At 65.2% G+C, this 21,953-nt stretch carries 21 protein-coding genes; 11 read left to right on the forward strand and 10 right to left on the reverse strand.

All coding sequences use genetic code 11. From position 1 onward, the window contains the following. The coding region (locus tag CEY11_RS14000; RefSeq protein ID WP_143322675.1) for an MFS transporter at window positions 1-332 on the reverse strand (332 nt) is incomplete at its 3' end. An 18-nt stretch (window positions 333-350) separates the two neighbouring features. Next, on the reverse strand, window positions 351-1,163 hold the full coding sequence (locus tag CEY11_RS14005; protein ID WP_198958900.1) for an IclR family transcriptional regulator: 813 nt from the start codon (window positions 1,161-1,163) through the stop codon (window positions 351-353). Window positions 1,164-1,347: 184 nt separating this feature from the next. Here CEY11_RS14005 and CEY11_RS25755 point away from each other — a divergent pair, with 184 nt between their 5' ends. The 11 genes from CEY11_RS25755 (at window position 1,348) to CEY11_RS14060 (ending at window position 13,468) form a co-directional block, all read left to right on the forward strand. After that, a complete protein-coding gene (locus CEY11_RS25755) occupies window positions 1,348-2,304 on the forward strand; it encodes a rubredoxin (protein WP_233154880.1) in 957 nt (318 codons plus the stop codon). Between the two features lie 324 nt (window positions 2,305-2,628). Continuing rightward, complete coding sequence (locus CEY11_RS14015) at window positions 2,629-3,456, forward strand: enoyl-CoA hydratase-related protein (RefSeq protein WP_088604043.1); 828 nt, start codon at window positions 2,629-2,631, stop codon at window positions 3,454-3,456. Between the two features lie 68 nt (window positions 3,457-3,524). After that, on the forward strand, window positions 3,525-4,427 hold the full coding sequence (locus CEY11_RS14020; protein WP_088604044.1) for an SDR family oxidoreductase: 903 nt from the start codon (window positions 3,525-3,527) through the stop codon (window positions 4,425-4,427). Window positions 4,428-4,440: 13 nt separating this feature from the next. Then, window positions 4,441-4,905, forward strand: coding sequence for a MaoC family dehydratase (locus tag CEY11_RS14025; RefSeq protein WP_233154881.1), 465 nt, complete (start codon window positions 4,441-4,443; stop codon window positions 4,903-4,905). Further along, window positions 4,905-5,312, forward strand: a complete 408-nt coding sequence (locus tag CEY11_RS14030; RefSeq protein ID WP_233154882.1) for a Zn-ribbon domain-containing OB-fold protein — start codon at window positions 4,905-4,907, stop codon at window positions 5,310-5,312. Before CEY11_RS14025 ends, CEY11_RS14030 begins: the two co-directional genes overlap by 1 nt. Beyond that, window positions 5,309-6,466, forward strand: coding sequence for a thiolase (locus tag CEY11_RS14035; protein ID WP_088604046.1), 1,158 nt, complete (start codon window positions 5,309-5,311; stop codon window positions 6,464-6,466). Before CEY11_RS14030 ends, CEY11_RS14035 begins: the two co-directional genes overlap by 4 nt. Window positions 6,467-6,525: 59 nt before the next feature. After that, window positions 6,526-7,695 (forward strand): acyl-CoA dehydrogenase family protein, encoded by a 1,170-nt coding sequence (locus tag CEY11_RS14040; protein WP_088604336.1) that lies wholly within the window; start codon window positions 6,526-6,528, stop codon window positions 7,693-7,695. Window positions 7,696-7,709: 14 nt separating this feature from the next. Then, complete coding sequence (locus tag CEY11_RS14045; protein ID WP_158215320.1) at window positions 7,710-9,830, forward strand: acetate--CoA ligase family protein; 2,121 nt, start codon at window positions 7,710-7,712, stop codon at window positions 9,828-9,830. Beyond that, window positions 9,772-10,869: a Bug family tripartite tricarboxylate transporter substrate binding protein gene (locus tag CEY11_RS14050; protein ID WP_088604048.1), complete on the forward strand. Its 1,098-nt coding sequence runs from the start codon at window positions 9,772-9,774 to the stop codon at window positions 10,867-10,869. The genes CEY11_RS14045 and CEY11_RS14050 overlap by 59 nt, the downstream gene beginning before the upstream one ends. Before the next feature lie 124 nt (window positions 10,870-10,993). Continuing rightward, entirely contained in the window at window positions 10,994-12,082 is a 1,089-nt protein-coding gene (locus tag CEY11_RS14055) for a Bug family tripartite tricarboxylate transporter substrate binding protein (protein ID WP_088604049.1), read from the forward strand. Window positions 12,083-12,094: 12 nt separating this feature from the next. Beyond that, a complete protein-coding gene (locus tag CEY11_RS14060; RefSeq protein WP_158215321.1) occupies window positions 12,095-13,468 on the forward strand; it encodes an MmgE/PrpD family protein in 1,374 nt (457 codons plus the stop codon). Between the two features lie 135 nt (window positions 13,469-13,603). On the opposite strand, the gene CEY11_RS14065 is transcribed toward CEY11_RS14060, so the two are convergent. From CEY11_RS14065 to CEY11_RS14100, 8 genes are all read right to left on the reverse strand, one after another. Further along, window positions 13,604-14,374, reverse strand: coding sequence for a sulfite exporter TauE/SafE family protein (locus CEY11_RS14065; protein ID WP_088604051.1), 771 nt, complete (start codon window positions 14,372-14,374; stop codon window positions 13,604-13,606). Next, window positions 14,371-15,399 (reverse strand): Ldh family oxidoreductase, encoded by a 1,029-nt coding sequence (locus CEY11_RS14070; protein WP_088604052.1) that lies wholly within the window; start codon window positions 15,397-15,399, stop codon window positions 14,371-14,373. Before CEY11_RS14070 ends, CEY11_RS14065 begins: the two co-directional genes overlap by 4 nt. A 41-nt stretch (window positions 15,400-15,440) precedes the next feature. After that, complete coding sequence (locus CEY11_RS14075; protein WP_088604053.1) at window positions 15,441-16,373, reverse strand: hydroxyacid dehydrogenase; 933 nt, start codon at window positions 16,371-16,373, stop codon at window positions 15,441-15,443. 127 nt (window positions 16,374-16,500) lie between these two features. Further along, window positions 16,501-17,400, reverse strand: a complete 900-nt coding sequence (locus tag CEY11_RS14080; protein ID WP_233154883.1) for an ABC transporter permease — start codon at window positions 17,398-17,400, stop codon at window positions 16,501-16,503. Then, window positions 17,393-18,181 carry an ABC transporter ATP-binding protein gene (locus tag CEY11_RS14085; RefSeq protein WP_088604055.1) on the reverse strand — a complete coding sequence of 263 codons (789 nt, stop codon included), beginning with the start codon at window positions 18,179-18,181 and terminating at the stop codon, window positions 17,393-17,395. Before CEY11_RS14085 ends, CEY11_RS14080 begins: the two co-directional genes overlap by 8 nt. A gap of 342 nt (window positions 18,182-18,523) precedes the next feature. Beyond that, window positions 18,524-19,693 (reverse strand): UxaA family hydrolase, encoded by a 1,170-nt coding sequence (locus CEY11_RS14090; protein WP_088604056.1) that lies wholly within the window; start codon window positions 19,691-19,693, stop codon window positions 18,524-18,526. Between the two features lie 117 nt (window positions 19,694-19,810). Continuing rightward, window positions 19,811-20,092 carry a UxaA family hydrolase gene (locus CEY11_RS14095; RefSeq protein ID WP_088604057.1) on the reverse strand — a complete coding sequence of 94 codons (282 nt, stop codon included), beginning with the start codon at window positions 20,090-20,092 and terminating at the stop codon, window positions 19,811-19,813. 682 nt (window positions 20,093-20,774) lie between these two features. Further along, window positions 20,775-21,902 carry an FUSC family protein gene (locus CEY11_RS14100; protein ID WP_088604058.1) on the reverse strand — a complete coding sequence of 376 codons (1,128 nt, stop codon included), beginning with the start codon at window positions 21,900-21,902 and terminating at the stop codon, window positions 20,775-20,777. Window positions 21,903-21,953: the final 51 nt, after the last annotated feature.

Below are 21,953 nucleotides of genomic sequence, written 5' to 3' on the forward strand. Positions count from 1 at the left end.
ATGGCGCCGCCCATGCCCTGTATGACGCGGAACACGACCAGCTGCGGCAGCGAGTTGGCCAGGCCGCACAGGGCCGAGCCCACGGAGAACAGGCCGATGGCCGTACAGAATACGCTGCGTGCGCCGTAGCGGTCGGCGCACCAGCCGCTGGCCGGCAGGAACACCGCCAGGCTCAGCAGATAAGAGGTAATGGCCAGGTTCAGGTGCAGCGCCTGAACCTCCAGCGAGCTGGCGATCGACGGCAGGGCCGTCGCCATGATCGAGGTGTCGAGATTCTGCAGGAATAGGGGGCAGGCAACCGTAATGGGAATGAGGCGCGTGCGATTGCTCATGGGAGATGGGTAGGACGCTTATGGAAAGATGCCTGCCTTGGCCAGCTCGGCTTGGATGGATAGTACGGCGTCTTCCAGGCAGCGTACGGCCATTTCCTGGCGGGCCTTGCTCATGCGCGATGCCATTGCCGAGATGCTCAGGCCGGCGGCCGGCACGCCGTCCGGATACCGCAGCGCCACGCCGACCGATAGAACGAGAGGAAGTTCGAATGCCTTGTTCAGCGCATAGCCGCGCCGCCGGGTCGCGTTTACGTTGGCTCGCAGCATGGCTTCCGTAAAGCCCGGATTGCGTTTACGGGTGCGTTCCACATTGATGCGGGCCAGGCGGGCGATCTCGTCGTCGGACATGGCGCTGAGCAGGGCCATGCCGCTCGCGCCCGCATTCAGGGGCCGATGCAGGCCGACGTCGATCAAATGAACTTGAATGGGATAGGAGCCTTCCGCGCGCGCGACGCAGACGCCATCGAAACCCGAGCGCACCGTCATGAAAACGGTATCGCCGGTATGTTCCGCCAGGGACTTCATATAGGGGTACACGATGTCGCGCAGCGCGAGCTTGGGCGCCGCCGCCAGCCCCAGTTCGTAAATGAACGGGCCCAGGAAATAACGCTTGGTCTGCTTGTCCTGCCGCACCGCCTGCTCTGCCAGCAAGCCCTGCAGAATGCGGTGCGCCGTCGGCCGTTCCAGCCCGGCGCGGGCGTACAAGTCTACGAGGCGTATGCCCTGGCTGTTATGTTTGGTAATGATGCGCAGCAGCGCGAATGCGCGCTGCAGGGTTTGTGTGCCGGCCGCGGATATGTCTTTTCGAGATTCGGGTCGGACGGAATTCATTTGCCCCCTTTGGCAAGCCGGCATTCGATGTTGCGGAATACATGAGTTGCCGCACTATGCGTATCATCGTTGGATCCGTGCCGGAACTCAACAAAGTTATCTCACTATTTGGACTTTGTTTGGGCACAGCTGCCTGCAGGCTTATTAGAATCCTTCGAGTCGAGCTAATCGTGGGAGAGCAATCATGGCAATCGTGGTGTCGTACGACGAGGCGATACTGAGCCGCAAGCAGCGCATACGGGATGACGGCAACTGGACGGCCCGGGTGGATTACCTCGTCTCGCCCCCCGACGCTCCGGAACGCCCGCAGGCCTTTATTTCCGAGCAGGGCCCCGGCAGGCACCTGCCTACGCATTTTCACTATACCGACCAGTTCCAGGTGTTCATCCGCGGCGGCGGCACCAACGGCCATCATCCCATCTCGCCGTATCAAGTCCACTTCGCCCGCAAGCATACGCCCTATGGGCCGCTGAACGCCGACCAAGACACGGGCTGCTGGTTTTTTACGCTGCGCCCGAGGCGCGATCCGGGGGCGCAATATCTGTCCGAAAACCGCGAGAAGCTCGAAAGCATTCCGAATAGGATGCCGTGGCAGATCAGCGCCGACGTGCGCTTCCCTGCGGATTCGATTGCCGCGTCGAGTGCGCAAATCGAGGGGGTGGACGACGAGCGCGGGCTGGCCGGTACGGCCATATCGCTGCGGTCGAACGCCAGCACCCTCGCGCCGTCCGCGCAGAACAGCGATGGGCAGTACATTGTCGTGCTCGAAGGCAGCATTGTCTACGGCGGCAAAGAATTCGACAGCAAGACCCTGGTTTACGTCGCCCCCGGCGAGGCGCCGTTCGAGCTGGTCTCCGGAGCAAAAGGGATGCAGGCGGTTGCCCTGAATTTCCCGCGGGCGGCAAGCTGCTCCGCGAACCCGCCGGCGCAGCGGAGCCCGGCTGCGCAAGAGGCTGGCGACGAGGCCGATCGCGAGTTCAATGTATGGGCGTGCGTATTGTGTTCTTTCGTCTACGACGAGGCCGAGGGCCTGCCGTCAGAGGGTATTGCGCCGGGCACCCGCTGGGAAGATGTGCCCGAAGAGTGGTGCTGTCCGGACTGTTCGGCAAAGAAATCCGATTTCGAGATGGTAAAGATCTAGTCCGCATCGCGACGCGGCGCGCGATGCGGCGTGGGCTCGCCATGCATGGCGAGCCGCTGCAATAGCCAGCCCGGAAGCGGCTCGCGCCGTCTCGCCGGCGGTTCGATGCGGCCGGGCGATTCCGATCGAATTTGAATGTATCCATTGCGCGGCGCGGGCCGCGCAATGCTTTTATGGCCCTCATGTCTTGGTTGACGAAGGCCTGCCGGACGCGCCGCACTGGCGCCTGTTCCGGGTTATCTCACTATTTGGACTTTATTTCGGCACACCGGTTTGCGTGCTCATTAGAATTCTGCAAAACCAAATGAATGCGGGAGATGACACGTGCGGGAAGGCGATCGATCCGAGCTGCTGACGATATTGCGGGATGGCGTGCAATTGCTGGTGTTCAATCGCCCCGAGCGACGCAACGCATTCAATATGGGCTTGTACGAGAAGCTGCGCGCGGCCCTGCTCGAGGCGGCGGCTTCCCCGCATGTGGGATCCGTCGTGCTGACAGGTGCCGGAGGCGCATTCAGCGCGGGCGGCGACGTCGCGCGCATGGCGGGCAGCACCATGGAGCCGCTGCCGCCGCGCACCGATCGTGCACTGGCCTTGCGCCGGCGCACCCAGATCGCGGAACTGCTGCATACCATGGACAAGCCCACCATCGCCATGATACGCGGGCCGGCGGTAGGCGCGGGCCTTTCCATCGCCTTGGCCTGCGACATGCGTTTCGCCGACACCTCGGCGCGGCTGTGCACCGGCTTTCTGAATGTCGGGCTTTCCGGCGATTATGGCGGCCACTGGTTTCTGCCGCGGCTGGTGGGCATGGCGAAGGCGCGTGAGCTGTACCTGAACTCGCCGATGCTGGATGCGGGCGCCGCGCTGGATCTGGGTCTGGTCAATCAGGTCATGGAGCCCGAGGCGCTGGAGGACACCGTCATGGGCATGGCGCGCCGCCTGGCGGCTGGCCCGCGCACGGCCATCGCCTACATGAAGCGCAACCTGAACGACGGCCTGCGCGTGTCGCTGGAAGAAATGCTGGACATCGAGGCGCGCCGCCACGTGCGCTGTACCGAGACGGCCGATCACAAAGAGGCGACGCGTGCCTATGTCGAAAAGCGGGGCTCGTGTTTTCTGGGTGAGCCGGAAGATCTGGCGGAAGACTGAACTGCGCATCGGGCAGGGATTATCGCAAGCGCTCCCGTGGGGCCGCGGCTTTTGCAAAAGGACGGAGAATGAATATGAAGTTGTGTCAGGACAGAGTCGTCATCGTGACGGGAGCCGCGCGCGGCATCGGAAGGCAGTACGCACTGGATCTGGCCGCGCATGGCGCGCGCGTCGTCGTCAACGACCTGGGTAGCACGCGCGACGGCATGGGCCAGGATCTGTCCGCGGCGCAGGCTGTGGTCGATGAAATCCGTGCCGCGGGCGGCACGGCCATCGCCAATGGCGACGATGTCGGTAATTGGGACGGCGCGCGCAGCCTGATCCAGGCGACGATCGACAATTTCGGCGGCTTGCACGGCGTGGTGAACAACGCCGGCATCCTGCGCGACCGCATGCTGGCCAATATGGAAGAGGGCGAATGGGACGCCGTGATCCATGTGCACTTGAAAGGCACTTTTGCACCGATGCATCACGCGGCGGCTTATTGGCGGGTCTTGCAGAAAGAGACGGGACAGCCGGTCGAAGCGCGGGTCATCAATACTACTTCCTCTTCGGGCCTGTACGGCAACGTCGGGCAGACGAACTACGGTGCGGCCAAGGCCGGCATTGCCGCGCTGACCATCATCGCAGCGCGCGAGCTCAAGCGCTACGGCGTGACGGTGAACGCCATCTGCCCGCACGCCCAGACCCGCATGACCGAGGGCCTGCGTGAGCGGACTCCCGAGGAAATCGAGGCACGGCATCCGCGCTGGATCTCGCCCGTGGTCGTCTGGCTGGCGAGCCGGCACAGCGGCGCGGTGACGGGCCGGGTATTTGAGGTGGGGGGCGGCATCCTGTCCGCCATGGAAGGGTGGCACCGGGGGCCTTGCGCCAGCCCGGTGGACGATCCCGAGCGCATCGGCCCGATTCTTGAAGATCTGGCGAGCCGTGCCAGGCGCAACGCCGATATGAAGGGCAACGACCTGGATTGAGCCGGAGACAAGCATGATTGAAGTCGATACGCACGAAGACATGCAGCAATATGTGGGCAAAGAGCTCGGCTCCAGCGACTGGCTGCTGATCGACCAGGCCCGCATCGACGCTTTTGCCGCGGTCTCGGGCGACTACAACTGGATCCATGTCGACACCGACCGCGCCAGCCGCGAACTGCCGGGCGGCAAGACCATCGCCCACGGGCTGCTGACCTTGTCCCTGCTGGCGTTTCTGGGCAGGGACACCTACAAGGTGCGCAAGCGCAAGCGCGCGGTGAACTACGGATCGAACCGCGTGCGCTTTACGCATCCGGTTCCTTGCGGCTCGCGCATCCGGCTGCATCGCGCCCTGGCCGCTTACGAGGCGGTGCAGGGCGGCGCACGCCTGACCTTCGACAACCGCATCGAAATCGAGGGCGTGGCGCGTCCGGCCATGTTGGCCGAAACGATCTCCATTGTTTATTCGTCGGAGGAATGATGAGCGCAGCAGCAATGTCGCCCTACGGAACCTACCTGGACTATCTGAAGCAGGGAAAGCTGGCTTATCAATTCAGCCCGGATGCCGGCAGGCCGGTATTTTTCCCGCGCGTGGTGTGCCCGTATACCGGCTCCAGGCGCCTGGAGTGGCGTGTCAGCAAAGGCCTGGGCACGGTGTATAGCGCCTCCACAGTATTTCCGCGCAAAGGCGAGCCCTACAACGTCTCGCTGGTGGACTGCGATGAAGGGTTTCGCCTGATGAGCCGTGTCGAGGGCTTGCCGGCCGAAGATGTATGCATAGGCATGCGGGTACGATTTGCCGTTCATGTCCCGCCCGGCGGCGATGACGAAGACTGCTACCCCGTGTTCGTGCCGGCCTCCTCCCCTACTGATGGAGGCCGCGCGTGAGCATTTCTGTCGAACGGGGCGCAACCGCGATCGTCGGTGCGGCCGAATCCGAGCTGGGCCAGGTGGCTGCGGGCTACGGCCCCATTGACCTGATGGCGCAAGGCGTCGTGCGGGCGCTGGACGACTGCGGGCTGGGCTTGCGCGATGTCGACGGCATTTTCTGCGCCACCACCCAGGCGCGCCTGGCGGGCCTGGCGCTGGCCGAATACCTGGGCCTGCCGGAAGCCTATATCGACTCCACCTCGACCGGCGGATCGTCTTTCCTGGGGCATGTGCTCAAGGCGCAGTACGCGATCGCCTCGGGAGCCTGCGAAGTGGCGGTGGTGGCTTATGGCAGCACGCAGCGCTCGTTGGGCCGCAAGAACACCAGCGCGTCCGAGCGCAACCCCTACGAATCGCCGTTTCGGCCGTTCCTGCCGCCCACTGCGTATGCCCTGGCGGCGGCGCGGCATATGTACCAGTTCGGCACTACCCGGGAACAGCTTGCGCAGGTTGCGGTCGCCGCCCGCCGCTGGGCGCTGCTCAATCCGAAGGCTTGGGAAAAAACGCCGCTGACGGTGGAAGAAGTGTTGTCTTCGAGGATGGTCAGCTACCCCTTGACCGTGCGCGATTGCTGCCTGGTAACGGACGGTGGCGGCGCGCTGGTGCTGACGTCGGCGGCCCGCGCCAGGAACTTGAAGAAGCCGCCCGTCCACGTGTTGGGCGCCGCGCACGTGACGACGCATCTGAGCATATCGAATATGCCCGATCTTACCGTGACCGGCGCGCGCCGATCCGGCGAGCTGGCATACGCCCGTGCGGGCATCGGGCCGCGCGACGTCGATGTGGTCGAGCTGTATGACGCCTTCACGATCAACACGGTGTTGTTTCTCGAGGATCTGGGGTTTTGCGCCAAGGGCGAAGGCGGCGAATTTGTCGCCGGCGGCGCCATCGCGCCAGGAGGTTCGCTGCCGGTCAATACCAACGGCGGGGGGCTGTCATATTGCCATCCCGGCATGTACGGCATCTTCCTGTTGGTAGAGGCAGTACGGCAACTGCGCGGCGAATGCGGTGCGCGCCAGGCGCAAGACGCCGATATCGCCCTGGTGCACGGCAACGGCGGCGTCCTGTCGTCGCAGTCCACCATCGTGCTTGGAACCGCGGGCACCGTATGACGCAATGCGCCGTGGGGCGGCGCGCCCGATTCAAACAGCAATAAATATAGGAAGGAATTATGGATTTCAGGTTGACCGAGCAACAGCGCATGTTCGCCAAGTCTGTCGAAGACTTCGCACGTCGCGAGCTGGCCGAAGGAGCCCTGCAAAGGGCGCACACGCCGGAATTCCCGCACGCGCTGGCCGAGAAGTTCGCCGCGGCGGGCTTGTTGGGCATTTCGATCCCCGAAGAAGATGGCGGCATCGGCGGCACGCTGATGGATGCCGTGCTGGCCATCGAGGGGGTGGCGCGCTTCTGCCCGCGCAGCGCAGACCTCGTCCAAGAGGGCAACTTCGGCGCGATACGCGTGCTGGCCCGGTTCTCCAGCAAAGACCAGAAAGAGCGCTATCTGGCGCCGATTCTGGCCGGCAAGGAAATCGTCGCCGTCGCCATGACGGAACCGGATGCCGGTTCGGCCGTAACCGACCTCAGGACGACGGCGACGCCGGATGGCGCGGGCTTTCGCATCAACGGATCCAAGGTGTTTCCCAATCCGCATGCGGATACCTATCTGGTCTATGTACGCTTCGGCCCCGGCGTCGGGGGTATCGGATCCGTGCTGCTGCGGCGCACCGCGCCCGGGTTTTCCATCGGCAAAGTGTCCACCTTCATGTCGGGGGCGAACTGGGCACCCTTGTTTTTCGACAATGTCTATGTGCCGCCTGAAGACGTGCTGCTGCCGGCGGGTGGGTTCAAGAAGCAGATCAGCGGCTTCAACGTCGAGCGCATCGGCAATGCCGCGCGCTCGCTGGCCTATGGCCAGTATTGCTTCGACCTGGCGCGCGAGTACGTCGCGACGCGGCGCCAGTTCGGCCGGCCGCTGTGTGAGTTCCAGGGGCTGCAGTGGAAGTTCGCCGAGATGAAAGTCAAGCTGGAAGCCTCCCGCATGTTGCTGTACAGGGCGGCGAGCAATGCCGACGACGGTTTCCCGTCGGGCGACGAAACCTCTCTTGCCAAGCTGCTGTGCAATCAATCCGGCTTCGAGGTCGCCAACGAGGCCATGCAGGCCATGGGCGGCATGGGATACACGCAGGAGACCCTGGTGGAGTACTGCGTGCGCCGCAGCCGCGGCTGGATGATCGCCGGCGGCTCCGTCGAGATGATGAAAAATCGCCTGGCCGAGTCCATTTTCGAGCGCCGCTTCCCGCAGCGGCCGCCACGCCAGGATGCCGGCGCGGCGTCGTCCTGAATCGGGAGAACACGGTGTACGAGCATAGTGGTAATTCGCTGGATAACGACCGCGCCCTGGCGCAGGCTTTCCTGCGGCCTCGCGGCGTAGCGCTGATCGGCGCTTCGGGCGATCCGAAGAAAATCACCTCGCGGCCACAACGCTTCCTGCGCGCCGCGGGCTACGCGGGCCGGGTCGTGCCCGTCAATCCGGGCCGCGACGAGGTGCTGGGCGAGCAAGCCTATCGGCGCCTGGTCGATGCGCCCGGCGAGATCGATCACGCATTCATCATGGTGGCCGCGCCAGAAGTGCCGGACGCCATAAGGCAATGTGCCGAGAAGGGGGTCAGGGTGGCCACCATCTTCAGCGCGGGCTTTGCAGAGCTGGGCGACGCGGGCATGGTATTGCAGCAGGAGGTGCTGGGCATCGCGCGCGACCATGGGGTACGCATCCTCGGGCCGAACTGCCTGGGCCTGGTCAACGTGCAGGGCCACATTCCATTGACGGCGAATGCGGTCGTCGAGCAGGAAACGCTGGTTCCGGGCTTCCTGAGCGTGGTGTCGCAAAGCGGCAGCATGCTGGGAACGCTGCTGTCGCGCGCCCAGTCGCGCGGCCTGGGTTTTTCCAAGCTGGTCTCGGTCGGCAATGAATGCGATCTGGCCGTCGGCGACATCGCCAATATGCTTGTCGACGACCCGGATACCGGCGTCATTCTGCTCTTCCTCGAGACGTTCAGAGACGCGGATCGCCTGGCGCGCGCGGCGCGGCGCGCGCATGACGCGGGCAAGCCCATCATCGCCTACAAACTGGGCCGCTCGACGGTCGGCCGCACTATAGCCAATAGCCATACCGGCGCCATTGTCGGCGCCGACGACGTCGCCAATGCCTATTTCCGCGACCACGGCATTATCCGCGTCGAGACGATGGAGGGCTTGATCGAGGCGCCGCAATTGGTATTGGGGCACCGGCCGCCGCGCACCAGGCGGGTAGGCGTGATCAGCGGCACCGGCGGCGTTGCCGCCATGGTGGTCGACCGTCTCGGTGTGCTGGGCACTGAAGTCGCGGGGCCGCCGCAGGACATGCGCGAGCGGCTCAGCGCCAGGGGAATCGAGATATCGTCCGCACCGCTGACCGATATCCCCATGGGCGGCAGCGAAGGAGGGCGCTATTCGGCCATTTTGTCCGAGTTGCTGGCATCGGATCATTGCGATGCGGTGGTATCGGTCATTGGTTCCAGTGCCAGAACCAATCCGCAAGTCATCGTGGATCGCGTATTGAATGCAGCGCCGCGCGACCGCAAGCCGCTCGCGGTATTCCTGGGGCCGAAGGCGGAGCCGGGACTTGCCATGCTACAGCAGAACGGCGTTGCCGGATTCAATACCCCCGAGTCTTGCGCCGACGCCGTGCACGCGTACCTGGAGTGGCGTGCCCCGGCCATCCATCCGTCGCAATCGCTGCCTGCGGCGGCCGCTGCCCTTGCCGCGGAACTCGGGGCCGGCAGCAAGCACGAGCAGCAGGCCGCGCGCCTGTTCTCGGCGGCCGGCGTCCCCATGGCGCCCAATTGCGTGCTGCGCGATGCCGCGCAGCGCCCGCCCTTCGATGGCCCTTATGCGGTCAAGCTGCTGTCGGGCGATATTCCGCACAAGACCGATGCGGGCATGGTGCGCCTGGGCGTCCGGGACGAGGATGTCCGTGAGGTCGTGGGCGACATGCTGGAACGCGCTGCGCGGGATTTCCCGGCGGCCCGCGTGGAGGGCGTGCTGGTGCAGCCCATGGTAAGCGGGCTGGCCGAGGTCATTGTCGGCTATCGGCGCGATCCCGAGGTCGGCCCCGTCGTCATGCTCGCCATGGGGGGCGTTACCGCCGAGCTGACCAAAAGCCGGTCGGTGCGGATAGCACCCGTCAGTGTAGGCGACGCGATGGGCATGATCGACGAAATTCCGGAGCTGGCCGTATTGAGGGGCTATCGCAATCTGCCTGCGGGCGACTGCGAGGCGCTGGCTCGCGCCATTGCGGCGATGTCGTCGTTGGCGGAAATCACAGCCCCCGTCGTAGAAGACGCGGAAGCCAATCCGCTTATCGTAAAGGAGAAAGGAAATGGAGTTCTGGCAGTCGATAGTCTCGTTACCCTGGCGCTTCCCCCAGCCAAGCAATAGGCCGATTACCGCGACATCTTCGCTGGCTCGGCACGGCATGCGTCGCCGGCCCAGGCGGCCCTTGGGAATGATGGTGGCCGCGGTGGCGTCCGTGGCGTGTTTGGCGGCCGCGTGCGCGTCCGCGGCGCCGGCGGAATCGGCGGCCGATTACCCCAGCAGGCCCATCCGCCTGATTTCGCCTTTCGCGCCGGGCGGCGGCACGGATACCGTAGCGCGCCTGCTCGCGCAGCATCTGACCCGTATTCTGGGCCAGTCCATCGTTGTTGAAAACAAGCCGGGCGCGGAAGGCGCCATCGGCACCGCGTACGTGGCCCGCGCCGTGCCCGATGGCTACACGCTGCTGCTGGGCAATTTCGGGACGTTCGCCGTTCTGCCCTTCCTGCAGAAGGTGCCGTACGACCCGATCAAGGATTTCGTCGGCGTCAGCCAGACCACGGCCTCTTCGACCATTCTGGTTGCGTCGAAGAAGCTGCCGGTGAAGTCGGTCAAAGAGCTGATCGAGCTTGCCCATAAAGAGCCGGGCAAGCTCAATTACGCCGCCAGCTCTTCATCGCCCATGATTGTGATGGAGCTGTTCAAGCAAATGACGCACACCAACATGGTGTGGATTCCGTACAAGGGCACGGGCCCTTCATTGAAGGCGATGCTGTCGGGTGAGGTGGATGTGATGTTCGGCGGAGCCTTGAACACCATTCCGGTCGTTCAGCAAGGCCGCTTGAAGGCGCTGGGCATGGCCGGCGGACATCGGGTTCCGGTGCTTCCCGACGTGCCCACCGTAGCGGAGGCCGGTGTCCCGGGCTTCGAGGCCGAGACGTGGAACGGCGTGATGGCTCCCGCCGGAACGCCGGATGCAATCGTAAGCAAGCTCAGCAAGGCGATAGCGCAGGCCATGAACGAACCGGATGTACGGAAGGCGGTATTGGCGGACGGCGCCGAGCCGCGCACCAGCACACCCGAGAAATTTGCCGCGTTCATCCGCGCCGAATGCTCCCGTTGGAGCAAGGTCGTGGAAGCGGCGCATCTGAATCCCAATAAATAGAAGAGTGCAATGACGATCCCTCGTTCGGGCGCCGCGTGCGGCGCTGCCAGCGGATTGGCGCCGTTCATATCGGCCGTTGATGGATCGTCGGAGACATGCTCGTTCATCGTAAAGGAGAAAGGAAATGGAATTCTGGCGGTCGATAATCTCATCAGTCCGGCGCGTCGCGCGGCGTGAAAACAACTTGATGGCCGCGGCATCCTGCCCGCCGCTGCATGGCGGGCGCGGGCCGTGCGTCGGGATGAAGGTGGCCGTGGCGGTGTTCGCGGCGTGCCTGACGGCCATGTGCGCGTCCGCGGCACCGGCGGAGTCGGTGGCCGATTACCCCAGCAGGCCCATCCGCCTGATTTCGCCTTTCCCGCCAGGGGGCGGCGTGGATACGGTCGCGCGCCTGCTGGCGCCGCATTTGGCCGATATCCTGGGTCAGCCCATCGTAGTCGAGAACAAGCCCGGCGCAGAAGGCGCCATCGGCATGGCATATGCAGCCCGGGCCAAGCCGGACGGCTATACGCTGATATTGGGCAATTTCGGGACGTTTGCCGTTCTGCCCTTCCTGCAGAAGGTGCCTTACGATCCGATCAAGGATTTCGTCGGCGTCAGCCAGACCACGGCTTCTGCGACCATCATGGTCGCGTCGAAGAAGCTGAAGGTGAAATCGGTCAAAGAGCTGATCGACCTTGCCCACAAGAAGCCGGGCAAACTCAATTACGCGACCAGCTCTTCATCGCCCATGATTGTGATGGAACTGTTCAAGCAGATGACGCATACCAATATCGTATGGATTCCGTACAGAGGCACGGCGGCGTCATTGACGGCGTTGGTTGCGGGCGAGGCCGACGTAATGTTTGGCAGCGCCATGAGCACCGTTCCGTTCGTCAAGCAAGGGCGCCTGGTCGCGTTGGGCATGGCGGGCAGCAGCCGGGTTCCGGCGCTTCCCAACGTGCCGACCGTGGCGCAGGCAGGCGTGCCGGGCTTCGACGCCGAGTCGTGGAACGGCGTGATGGCTCCCGCCGGAACGCCGGATGCCATCGTGAGCAAGCTCAGCAAGGCAATAGCGCAGGCCATGCATGAACCCGATGTGCTCAAGGCCGTGCTCGCCGACGGCGCCGAGGCTCACACCAGCACGCCCGAGAAATTCACGGCATTCATTCACGCCGAATGCGATCGTTGGAGCAAAGTCGTAGAGACTGCGCACCTGAACCGGAACAGATAGAGGAATGCAATGATGGCTCAATCTGCAGGCGCTTTGGACGGCGCCAGCATCAGGCTGGCGGAATTCATATCCGCCGCTCGCTACGATGCCTTGCCCGACCACGTCGTTCACGCAGTCAAGCGCGCCCTGCTGGACTATGTGTCCTGCGCCGTTGCCGGATCCGCGATGCCGGTATCGAAAGCGCTGATGGCGTATTTCCAGGAAGAAGACGCGTCCAGGCATGCGGCGGTCGTCGGCAGCGCCATACGTCTGTCCGCGCCCAATGCCGCCATGGTGAACGGCGCCAACACCCATGGGCTGGATTTCGACGATGGCTATACGCAAGGTTCCGCGCACCCGGCGGGTGCCGTTTTCCCCGCGGTCTTGGCCATGGCAGAGAGGCATGGCGCATCGCCGCGCGATATCGTTGTCGCGGCCGCGGTCGGCTATGACGTCATGCTGCGTATCGCGGCGACAGTGCATCCGTCCACCGCGCGGCGTGGGTATCACAACACGGCCATTGCCGGGGTCTTCGGCGCCGCCGCCGGCGCGGCGAGCATCCTGGGGCTGAATGCCGCACAGGCGCTCGACGCGCTGGGCCTGGCCGGAAGTTTTGCCGGCGGCATCCGCGAGTACCTGGCAGAGGGTGCCGAGATCAAGCGCCTGCATCCCGGCAAGGCGGCGCGCGACGGCATAGTCTGCGCAGAACTGGCAAAAAGAGGCATCAGCGGCCCATCGCGCGTACTGGAGGGCAGCCTGGGTTTCTTCAATGTCATCGGCAATGGCGACATACGGCCGGATCGCCTGCTCGGCGACCTGGGGGCTGCCTACGCGGTCGCGGATATCTATTTCAAGCCGTATCCCTGCTGCCGCCACTATCATGCCGCCATCGACGGCATCCGCCAGTTGCGCGCCGAGCATGCCTTTGCGGCGGCCGATGTCGAGCGCGTCGATATCGGCCTGTATTCCGTCGGCGCCATGGGACACGACCACAGGCACTGCGACACGCTGCTGGAAGCGCAGATGAGCGCGCCGTGCGCCGCCGCCATGGCCATCCTGGACGGCGACGTGGCCGCACCCATGTTCATGCCCGACAAGCTGGCACGGCCAGAGCTCGCGACGCTGATGTTGCGCATCCATACCAACGTCGACGACGAATGCGAGCGGATATATCCCCGCATACGATCGGGCGCGGCGACCGTCGTGCTGCGCGACCAGCGCTCGTTGTCGATCCGGGTGCTCGAGCCCAAGGGGGAAAGCGCCAATCCGATGACCGACGCCGACCTGGAGCACAAGTTCCTCGCCAATTGCCAGCCTTTGGTGGGCCCGGCGCGAGCCCGACAACTGCTCGATCTGGTGTGGAACTTTGATTCGGCTGCCGACGCGGCGCCGCTGTACCACTGGTAGCGGCTTGGCGGCGCCGAAAATGGCTAAAGGAGGCCATGCAATGGAACATATGCGTATTTGTCGTGGGAAAGCGGCCCGGCTGAAACTTCGTGCGCGGGCGGTTTCGTCACAACGGCCACATTCAGCCCTCTAGCCTCAGGACAACCCCTTGAAGATGGCGCTGGCTCCGCCTGCCAGCAGTATCACCCACACCACTTTTTTCACGCCTTGCGACGAGACCTTGTCGTGCAGGAAGTTGCCCAGCACGAAGCCGGCCAGGGCCACGGGCAGCGCTAGCACGGCCAGAAAATATACCGACGGGTTGGACAGCAGGCCGGCCACTGCGAACATGCACAGGCGTATCAGGGCGGTGGTGCCTATCAGCACCCCCAGGGTAGAGCGCAGCGCGCGCTTGTCGTCGATGCGCCCGGCCATGTAGATGGTGTAGAGCGGGCCGCCGGTGCCGAACAAGGTGGTGAAGACCCCGCCGCCCAGCCCCAGCGGCAGTGCGAGCCGGGGGGATATGTGCGCGGCCTTGCGCTTGACGACGTTGTTCCACAGGAATACCGCCACGACGAACAGGCCCAGCAGCAGGAACAGCGGCTTGGCGGGTGCGCGCACCAGCAGCAGCAAGCCCACCAGCGAGCCGGCCAGCATGCCGGGCAGTATGCGCTTGAGTTCGGTGGTGTCTACATGGCGCCGCTCGCGCAGGTTCAGCACGGTGCACAGCACCAGGTCGATCAGCAGCATCAGGCAGACCACGGTGTGCAGCGGCAGCACCTGTATCAGAAACGGTACGCTGGTAATCGATGAGCCGAAGCCGGCCAGGCCGAAGATGCAGTAGGCCAGCAGGATGGCGCCGCCGGCGAAGGCGAGGTGGCCCGCGGCCGGCAGCAGGTGCAACTGGTGCTGCAAGGCCTCTATCATGATCCGCCGCTGGCTTCGCTTGCCGCGCCGGCCAGTTCCCGCAGCTGCTCGAGCAGCTTGTCGGGCACTTCTATGCCGTCGTGCGCGGCGCGATCGCGCAGACTGCGGCGCCGATCGCCGGGCAGGCGCACGTGCTCGTCCTGCAGCATGGCGCCCAGCAGGGTTTCGATGCGTTCGTAGTAGGTGTCGGAGCCGGCCAGGGCGCCCGGATCCACGGCCAGGAAGAATTGGCCCAGGCGCGGCTGGTTGCCTTCTGCGGTGAAGAAGGAATCGGCTTCGAAGCCGAATGCGGCGCCGCTGAGCGAGCAGGCCAGCAGCTCGACCATCAGCGCCAGCATGGCGCCCTTGACGCCGCCCATGGCCAGCATGCTGCCCGCCAAGGCTTCTTTGGCGTCGGTGGTGGACTGGCCGTTGCGATCCACGGCCCAGCCCTCGGGGATGGGCTTGCCCTCGCGGGCGGCGACCATGATCTTGCCGCGCGCCGCTTCGCTTAAGGCCAGGTCTATGACCACGGGCCCGGCTGCGCGGCGCGGAAAGACCGCGGCGATGGGGTTGGTGCCGAACAGCGGGGTCTTGCCGCCCCAGGCGGGCATGGCGGCCGGCGAATTGCCGAAGGCCAGGCCGACCATGCCGGCGGCGGCCACCGGCTCGAGGTGGATGGCCGCGGCGCCGAAATGATTGCTGTTGGTTACGGCCGCGCAGGCCACGCCGTATTCGCGAGCGCGCTCGACGATGCTGTGCACGGCCAGTTCGCAGGCTTCGAAGGCCATGCCGTATTGGGCGTCGATCAGGCAGGCGCCGCCGCGAGCCTGGGTGATGCGCGGGGTGGCGTCGCGGCGGGTGCGGCCGTTGCGCAGGAATGTGGCGTATTGCGGTACGCGCGATACGCCGTGCGAGGCCAGCCCCTGGGCGTCGGCGGCGACCAGGGCGCGCGCCGCGGCCTGAGCGGCCCTGGCGCTGGCGCCTGCGGCCTGCAGCCCTTGCGCGGCCAGCGCGGCCAGTTCCTCTTGCGGAATCAATGCCATGGAAATAGGCTCCTTCGAAATAAGTTTGCTGCGGGATCGGGTCAGGCGGATGCCTTCATGAATTCCATGACGCGCTCGGCGATCAGGCTGCTGACCCGCACATTGGATTCGGCGGTGACCCCGGCGACGTGAGGCGTCAGCAACAAGTTGGGCGCGTCGGCCAGGGGGCCACCGCCGGGCAGCGGCTCCTGGGCATAGACGTCGATGGCCGCGCCCCCCAGGCGTCCGGCCTTGAGGGCCTCGCCCAGGGCGGCCTCGTCGACGATGCCGCCGCGCGAAGTGTTGATGAGGATGGCGTTGCGGCGCATGCGCGACAGGGCTTCGCGGCCGATCAGGCCGCGCGTCTGTTCGGTAAGCGGCACGTGCAGGGAAACCACGTCGGCCTGCGCCAGGACTTCGTCCAGGCGCGCCGGATGTACCGCCGCCTGGCCCCAGACGGCGGCGTCCGGCGCGAGCATCGGGTCGTGGGCCACGACCTGCATGCCCAGGGCCTGCGCCAGCCCGGCGGTAAGCCGGCCGATGCCGCCGAAGCCCACCAGGCCCAGGCATTTGCCGGAAATCTCGCGGCCCTGCGACAGTGCCGCGCGCGGCCAGTCGCCGGCGCCGGTCGCGGCACTGCCGGCCCAGTAGCCGCGCAGCAGCACCATGGCCGTGCCTATTACGTATTCGGCCACGGCCTGGGCGTTGGCGCCCGTGGCCGGAATGACCTCGATGCCGCGCTGCGCGCAGGCCGCGACGTCGATGTTGTCCAGCCCGACCCCCAGGCGGCCCACCACGCGCAGCGCCGGCGCCGCCTGCAGCAAGGCCTGGTCGACGCGGCTGCGGTTGCGCACGATCAGGGCGTCGGCCTGCGCCAGCGCGGCCAGCAGCGCCGGCCGGTCGTCCACCAGGCCAGGGTCGTAGATGGTGTCGAAGGCCTGCGCCAGCTTGCCTACCGCGGCTTCGTCCATGAATTCCGAAATGATGAGCTTCATTGTGTTTCTCCGGCGGTGTGCCGCCATGGTGTGCCCGTTGATCGATGAGCGCCCCGTCGGGGCGCCAGGGCAGTGCGTTGCTCGGCCGCCTGTACCGGAGCGCCGCGGGGCCGGGGGCCTACAGGGCTCATTCCTGCATGCCCCATTTGCGGATCGTGCGTTGCTCGATAAGGCGGAAGATGAAATGTTCGACGAACAGGCCAATCAGGATCACCGTCAGCAGGCCCGCGAACACGCTGGGTATGTCCAGCTCGTTCTTGTTTTCGTAGATGAACCAGCCCAGGCCGCCGCTGCCCGAGCTGACGCCGAACACCAGTTCGGCGGCGATCAGGGTGCGCCAGGCGAAGGCCCAGCCTATCTTCAGGCCCGACAGAATCGCGGGAAATGCCGCCGGGATCAGTATGGCGAACACGTAGCGAAAGCCCGACAGGCCATAGTTGCGCCCGACCATGCGCAGCGTTGCGCTGACCGACTGGAAGCCCGCCAGGGTGTTCAGCGCCACGGCCCAGAGCACCGAATGGATCAGCACGAAGACCAGGCTGCCCGTGCCCAGCCCGAACCATAGCAGCGCCAGCGGCAGCAGCGCGATGGCGGGCAGTGGGTTGAACATGGAGGTGATGGTTTCCAGGAAATCGCGCCCCAGGCGCGTACTGATGGCCAGGATGGTCAGCAGGGCGGCCAGTGCCAGGCCGGCCGCGTAGCCGATGAGCAGGACGTGGATCGAGAACCAGGCTTTCTGGATCAGGCCGCCGCTTACGATGGCGACGAAGAAGGCCTTGACCGTGGCCGAGAAGGTGGGAAACAGCAGCTCGTTGTGGACGGCGCGTGCGTAGACTTCCCAGATGATGGCGAGCACCACCAGGATGAAGATCTTGCGCACGGCATTGTTGTCGCAGATTTTCTCCCAGGTGGTCAGGGGTTTCTCGACCACGCCGAAGTCGCTGCTGACTTCACGCGGATGGAATATTTCCGGTCGTTGGTTCGCTGCGGCCGCGGCCTGCTGCGTGGACATTGCGGAATCAGGCATGGTTGGCCTCCTCGGTCTCGACGGGTTCGGAGAACAGGATGGAATTGATGCGTTCCGACAGCAGCACGCCGTTGGCGTCGCGGGTATCGGCGCCGCTGCTGTTGAGTTCTGCCGTGACCTGGCCGGGGTGCGGCGACAGCAGCAGGATGCGCGTGCCTATTTTTACGGCCTCTTCGATGGAGTGCGTGACGAACAGCAAGGTGAAGCGCGTATCTTGGCCCAGCAGCAGCAGCTCGTCCTGCATCTTGCGCCGGGTCAGGGCGTCCAGGGCCGCGTAGGGCTCGTCCATCAGCAGGATGTCGGGTTCCATGGCCATGCCGCGGGCGATGGCCACGCGCTGCTTCATGCCGCCCGAAAGCTGGTGCGGGTAGTGGTCAGCGAAGGCCGCGAGCTTGACCAGCTCTATGTACTGCATGGCCTTTTCTTCGGCTGCCCGGCCCTTGAGCTTGCCCGAGGCCAGCAGCGGGAACATGACGTTCTGCTTCACGGTTTTCCAGGGCGGCAGCTGGTCAAATTCCTGGAACACCATCATGCGATCCGGGCCCGGCCCGCCGACGGTCTTGCCCTTGAGCCGGATCTGGCCTTCGGTGGGCGTCAGGTAGCCGCCCACCGCTTTGAGCAAGGTCGATTTGCCACAGCCCGATGGCCCCAGCAGCACGAAGCGGTCGGCCTGGTACACATTGAAGTCGACCCGGTACGTGGCCGTGATCAGGTGTTCTTTGGTTTTGTATTGCAGGGTGACCCCGTCCACTTCCAGCAGGGGCCGCGACGTGTCGCTCATGTTTGTCTCCTGTACGGGAATCGGCCTGTGCTGTTGTTGTCTGGCCGGATATGTCGTGGCGGCGCGGAGAGCGGCGCTTTCTTAGTGTCGCATGGCGAGTGGCACCTGGATAGTGCCGCTTCGTCGGCGCCGCGGCAAGCGATGTCCCGCACGGCATGTGTGCGGCCTTGCCTGGCGACCGTCATGTGCGGCGGGCCAGCGGTATCCGGAAGGGATATGCGTGGCCGGGCGCACAGGCGGCCGCAGCTGGCGGGCTGCACCGGCTGCGAGGGGAACCGGCCAACTGGCCGGCCGTGACTGCGCCGATGCAATCCCAACGATGCCGCTTGCCGCGCAGCCCGCTTATGCGCTTTCGTACAGCCGCGTCATGACGAATTCGCGGTGGCCCAGCGCCTCGGCGGAGGTGAGCCGGCCGTTGGCGGTGGCCAGCATGACGTCCAGCAGCTTGTCGCCGGCTTCGTCCAGGTTCATTTCGCGCTGCAGCAGCGGCGAGCAGTCGAAGTCGATGTGCTCGCTCATGGTGCGCACGGTGCGCGGGTTGGCGCTGAGCTTGATGACCGGCAGGATGGGGTTGCCGATGATGTTGCCCTGGCCGGTGGGGAAGAAGTGCACCACGTAGCCCGAGGCCGCGCACAGCGTGACCATCTCGGCTGCCGCCGAGGACGAGTCCATGAACCACAGGCCCGGATGGGTGGGCGCTTCGGCCTTGTCGAGCACGCCGTCGACCGTGCATTTCTTGCCGATCTTCTGGATGTTGCCCATGGCCTTTTCTTCGATGGTCGTGAGGCCGCCTTCGATATTGCCCTTGGTGGGCTGCGAGTCGGACAGGTCGGAGGTCTTGTGGCGTTCGATGACTTCCTGGTAGCGGTCGAACATGGCCATGAACTGCGCGCGCACCTCGTCGTTGGCGCAGCGCGCGGCCACGATGCTCTCGCCGCCGGTGATTTCCGTGGTTTCGCCAAAGACCAGTGTGGCGCCCAGGCCGTGCAGTTTGTCGAACGCATTGCCCACCGACGGGTTGGAGCCGCAGCCCGAGGTGGTGTCGCTTTCGCCGCACTTGGTGGAGACCCACAACTCGTTGATGTGGCAGACTTCGCGCTGTTTTTCGGAGGCCCACTGCACGTATTCTTTGGCCACTTTCGAGGCCTTCATGATGGTCTCGTGGTCGCCGTGGCGCTCGATGCCAAAGCCGGTGACCGGCTTGCCGGTGGCGGCGATGCCTTCGACCACTTTCTGCGTCCAGCCGTCCTCGATGCCGATGACCACTACTGCGGCGACGTTCGGGTTGGAGCCCGCGCCGATCAGCGTGCGGAAGTGCAGTTCGAGGTCGGCGCCGAACTGCAGGCGGCCGTAGGGGTGCTGGATGGCCATCGTGCCCTTGATGTTGTTCGCCACGGCTTCACAGGCGGCATTGGACAGGTCGTCCAGCGGCATGATGATGACGTGGTTGCGTACGCCGACGCGGCCGTTTTCGCGGCGATAGCCCAGGAATGTGGTGTTCTGATTGATCATGATCGGTCCATGTAGGGGGACATTGATGAATGGAGTGGCGGGTATCCGTTGGCGCTGCAGTCCATGCGGGCGCGCTGCCGCGGATGGCCGGGTACGCCCTGCGGGGCGGCGCCCGTGCTACCAGCGCTTGGTCTTGATGTTGTGCACGTGGGCGTGCTCGCCGGTCTTGATCGGCGCCACCACTTTGCCGATGTCCACGCCGTACTTGATGACGGTGTCGCCCACGGCCATGTCGGTGAGGGCGATTTTGTGGCCGATGGGGATGTCTTGTTTGGCCTTGACCGTGATCGTGCGGTCGTCGTCCATGATCCAGGCGTTGAGGTCGTCGCCGGCCTTGACGCCTTCGACGACGGCGACGGCCACCATGTCCTTGGCGTCGTGCAATACGAGATGAATCATTCCAGGCTCCTTTCCTAGGTATTGATTGCGTTCGTTGTCAGGGTTGCGGTTTCGGATCATCTTAGATATGAATTTGGGCAAAGTCAACTAGATGACCTATATCTTTTGTTTGATTTGGAGGGGCGGGAAGAAGGGGGGCGGGCGGCATGAAGGACACGCCGCCGGCGGCTGTGCGGTATGCGCGGCGTAGCGCCGGGTGATAGTGGCAAAGTATGGGAAGTGCGGCAGGCTGCCGGGCGTGGCGTGGCGTGGCGTGGCGTGGCATGGCTTGGTGTCACGCAAGGTGCGGGCGGGGGCTGTGTTCGTCGCAGGGCCTGGTTTTTTAGGCGCGGCCTAGAACGGGGTACCTCCCTCCGGTTCGATGACCCACTCACCTCCGGGAGGCACCCCGTTCTCTCCGCTCGTTTTGTAGACGGTTTGTGGTGGTCGAGTAATTCCGGAGATTCCGACGGGAGGTCGGATGGAGTTTGTGGTGGTCAAGTTGTAGTGGTCAAGTAATTGCAGACACCCCGATAGGTGGTTGGGTGAAGTTTTGTAACTCGTAATCTGCAGGCGTCAGGTAGCCGGGGCCGGAGTGCAGTCGGCTTCTGCTATAGAAGCCTACGATGTAGTGGGCGATGTCTCGTTGTGGAGGCCCGGAGAGTCGGGGGCCGCGGGTCGGGGGGGCTCGGTTCGTCGGGCGTTATGCCTGGAACAGCGCGGAGCCTTGTTCCAGGCCGTGATCCAGTTCGTCCATTTGCAGCAGTAGCTGGCGGCAGAGCCAGTGCGGGCCTTCCAGGTCGGGCGGAAGCTGGCCGGGGGCGGCTGCCTGGACTGCGGGCTGCTGCGGGGGGCCGGCGGGTAGCTGGCTCAGGTCGCCGGCCCGTAGGGCGCGGGCGGTAAGCAGGGCTGCCCTGCGCAGTTCGTGGATGTCGCCGCGAATCTGCTGCAGGGGCATGGCGGCCGGCGCTTCTGGGAGGCGGGCGGCTATTGCGTGATGTATGCGCAGGGGCGGGGCGGGCGGTGTGCAGGCGCCCGATACCAGCATTTCCAGGCCGCTGAGCACGGCGCGGTGGCGCGCTTGTATGGCTTCCAGCGTTGCCACGGGCACGCCGGTTTCCTTGGCGACCGAGGGCATGAGCGAGCGCAGTTCGATCAGGCGCTTGCTCAGTTCGGCTTGGCGCCGCAGCTGTTCCTGCGGGCCCAGCGGCGTGTCGGTCAGCATGCGCCGGCAGATCCGGGCCACGCCGCGCATATTGTTCGCCAGGCCGTGGCGCCAGGAGTAGGTGGCGTAAAACGGCAGCACGAAGGAAAAGACCAGGGCCAGGGTGATGCCTATGATCACGTCGGCGGTGCGCCACAGCGCGTCCTGCATGGAGGCTTCGCCGTGGCCGGCGACGATGAACAGGGTGATGGCGGTAAGCAGCGCGATATAGCCGCCGCGGCCTATGGCGTGGTAGCCGCAGATGCCGGCGATTATCGCCAGCAGCAGGTAGTTGAGCGCGGCCGAGCCGATCAGCGTGTATTGCGCGATCAGCGCCAGGCCCAGCAGCGCGCCGATGAGCGTGCCCAGGCTGCGGTCGAAGGCCTTCTTGCGGATATTGCCCTGGTGCTGCAGGCCGCCTATGACCACCAGCAGCGAGACCGTTGCCCACAGGCCGTGCGGGATGTCGATGCCGGTGGTCAGGGCGATGGAGGCCAGCACCGCCAGCGTCACGCGCAGGCTGTGCAGCAGCCGGGCGTGGCGATAGCGGTGCGCGGGCGAGGCGAGCCAGCCCGGCAGCGCGGCGAGCGCGCCGAGATGGCGCCGCAGCTTATGCAGGATCCGCATGGCGCGTGGCTGGTGCGTGCGGGACGTGGGCTGCGGTCATCGCGGCACTTG

It is taken from the genome of Candidimonas nitroreducens, from assembly GCF_002209565.1.
Lineage (GTDB): Bacteria > Pseudomonadota > Gammaproteobacteria > Burkholderiales > Burkholderiaceae_B > Candidimonas > Candidimonas nitroreducens.

Coding starts and splice junctions, on each gene's coding strand:
- CEY11_RS14030 (WP_233154882.1), top strand. CDS start 4,905: ATGAGCGCAGCAGCAATGTCGCCCTACGGAACCTACCTGGACTATCTG.
- CEY11_RS14040 (WP_088604336.1), top strand. CDS start 6,526: ATGGATTTCAGGTTGACCGAGCAACAGCGCATGTTCGCCAAGTCTGTC.
- CEY11_RS14065 (WP_088604051.1), bottom strand. CDS start 14,374: ATGATAGAGGCCTTGCAGCACCAGTTGCACCTGCTGCCGGCCGCGGGC.
- CEY11_RS14055 (WP_088604049.1), top strand. CDS start 10,994: ATGGAATTCTGGCGGTCGATAATCTCATCAGTCCGGCGCGTCGCGCGG.
- CEY11_RS14050 (WP_088604048.1), top strand. CDS start 9,772: ATGGAGTTCTGGCAGTCGATAGTCTCGTTACCCTGGCGCTTCCCCCAG.
- CEY11_RS14095 (WP_088604057.1), bottom strand. CDS start 20,092: ATGATTCATCTCGTATTGCACGACGCCAAGGACATGGTGGCCGTCGCC.
- CEY11_RS25755 (WP_233154880.1), top strand. CDS start 1,348: ATGGCAATCGTGGTGTCGTACGACGAGGCGATACTGAGCCGCAAGCAG.
- CEY11_RS14085 (WP_088604055.1), bottom strand. CDS start 18,181: ATGAGCGACACGTCGCGGCCCCTGCTGGAAGTGGACGGGGTCACCCTG.
- CEY11_RS14025 (WP_233154881.1), top strand. CDS start 4,441: ATGATTGAAGTCGATACGCACGAAGACATGCAGCAATATGTGGGCAAA.
- CEY11_RS14100 (WP_088604058.1), bottom strand. CDS start 21,902: ATGCGGATCCTGCATAAGCTGCGGCGCCATCTCGGCGCGCTCGCCGCG.
- CEY11_RS14075 (WP_088604053.1), bottom strand. CDS start 16,373: ATGAAGCTCATCATTTCGGAATTCATGGACGAAGCCGCGGTAGGCAAG.
- CEY11_RS14090 (WP_088604056.1), bottom strand. CDS start 19,693: ATGATCAATCAGAACACCACATTCCTGGGCTATCGCCGCGAAAACGGC.
- CEY11_RS14005 (WP_198958900.1), bottom strand. CDS start 1,163: ATGAATTCCGTCCGACCCGAATCTCGAAAAGACATATCCGCGGCCGGC.
- CEY11_RS14070 (WP_088604052.1), bottom strand. CDS start 15,399: ATGGCATTGATTCCGCAAGAGGAACTGGCCGCGCTGGCCGCGCAAGGG.
- CEY11_RS14080 (WP_233154883.1), bottom strand. CDS start 17,400: ATGCCTGATTCCGCAATGTCCACGCAGCAGGCCGCGGCCGCAGCGAAC.
- CEY11_RS14020 (WP_088604044.1), top strand. CDS start 3,525: ATGAATATGAAGTTGTGTCAGGACAGAGTCGTCATCGTGACGGGAGCC.
- CEY11_RS14060 (WP_158215321.1), top strand. CDS start 12,095: ATGGCTCAATCTGCAGGCGCTTTGGACGGCGCCAGCATCAGGCTGGCG.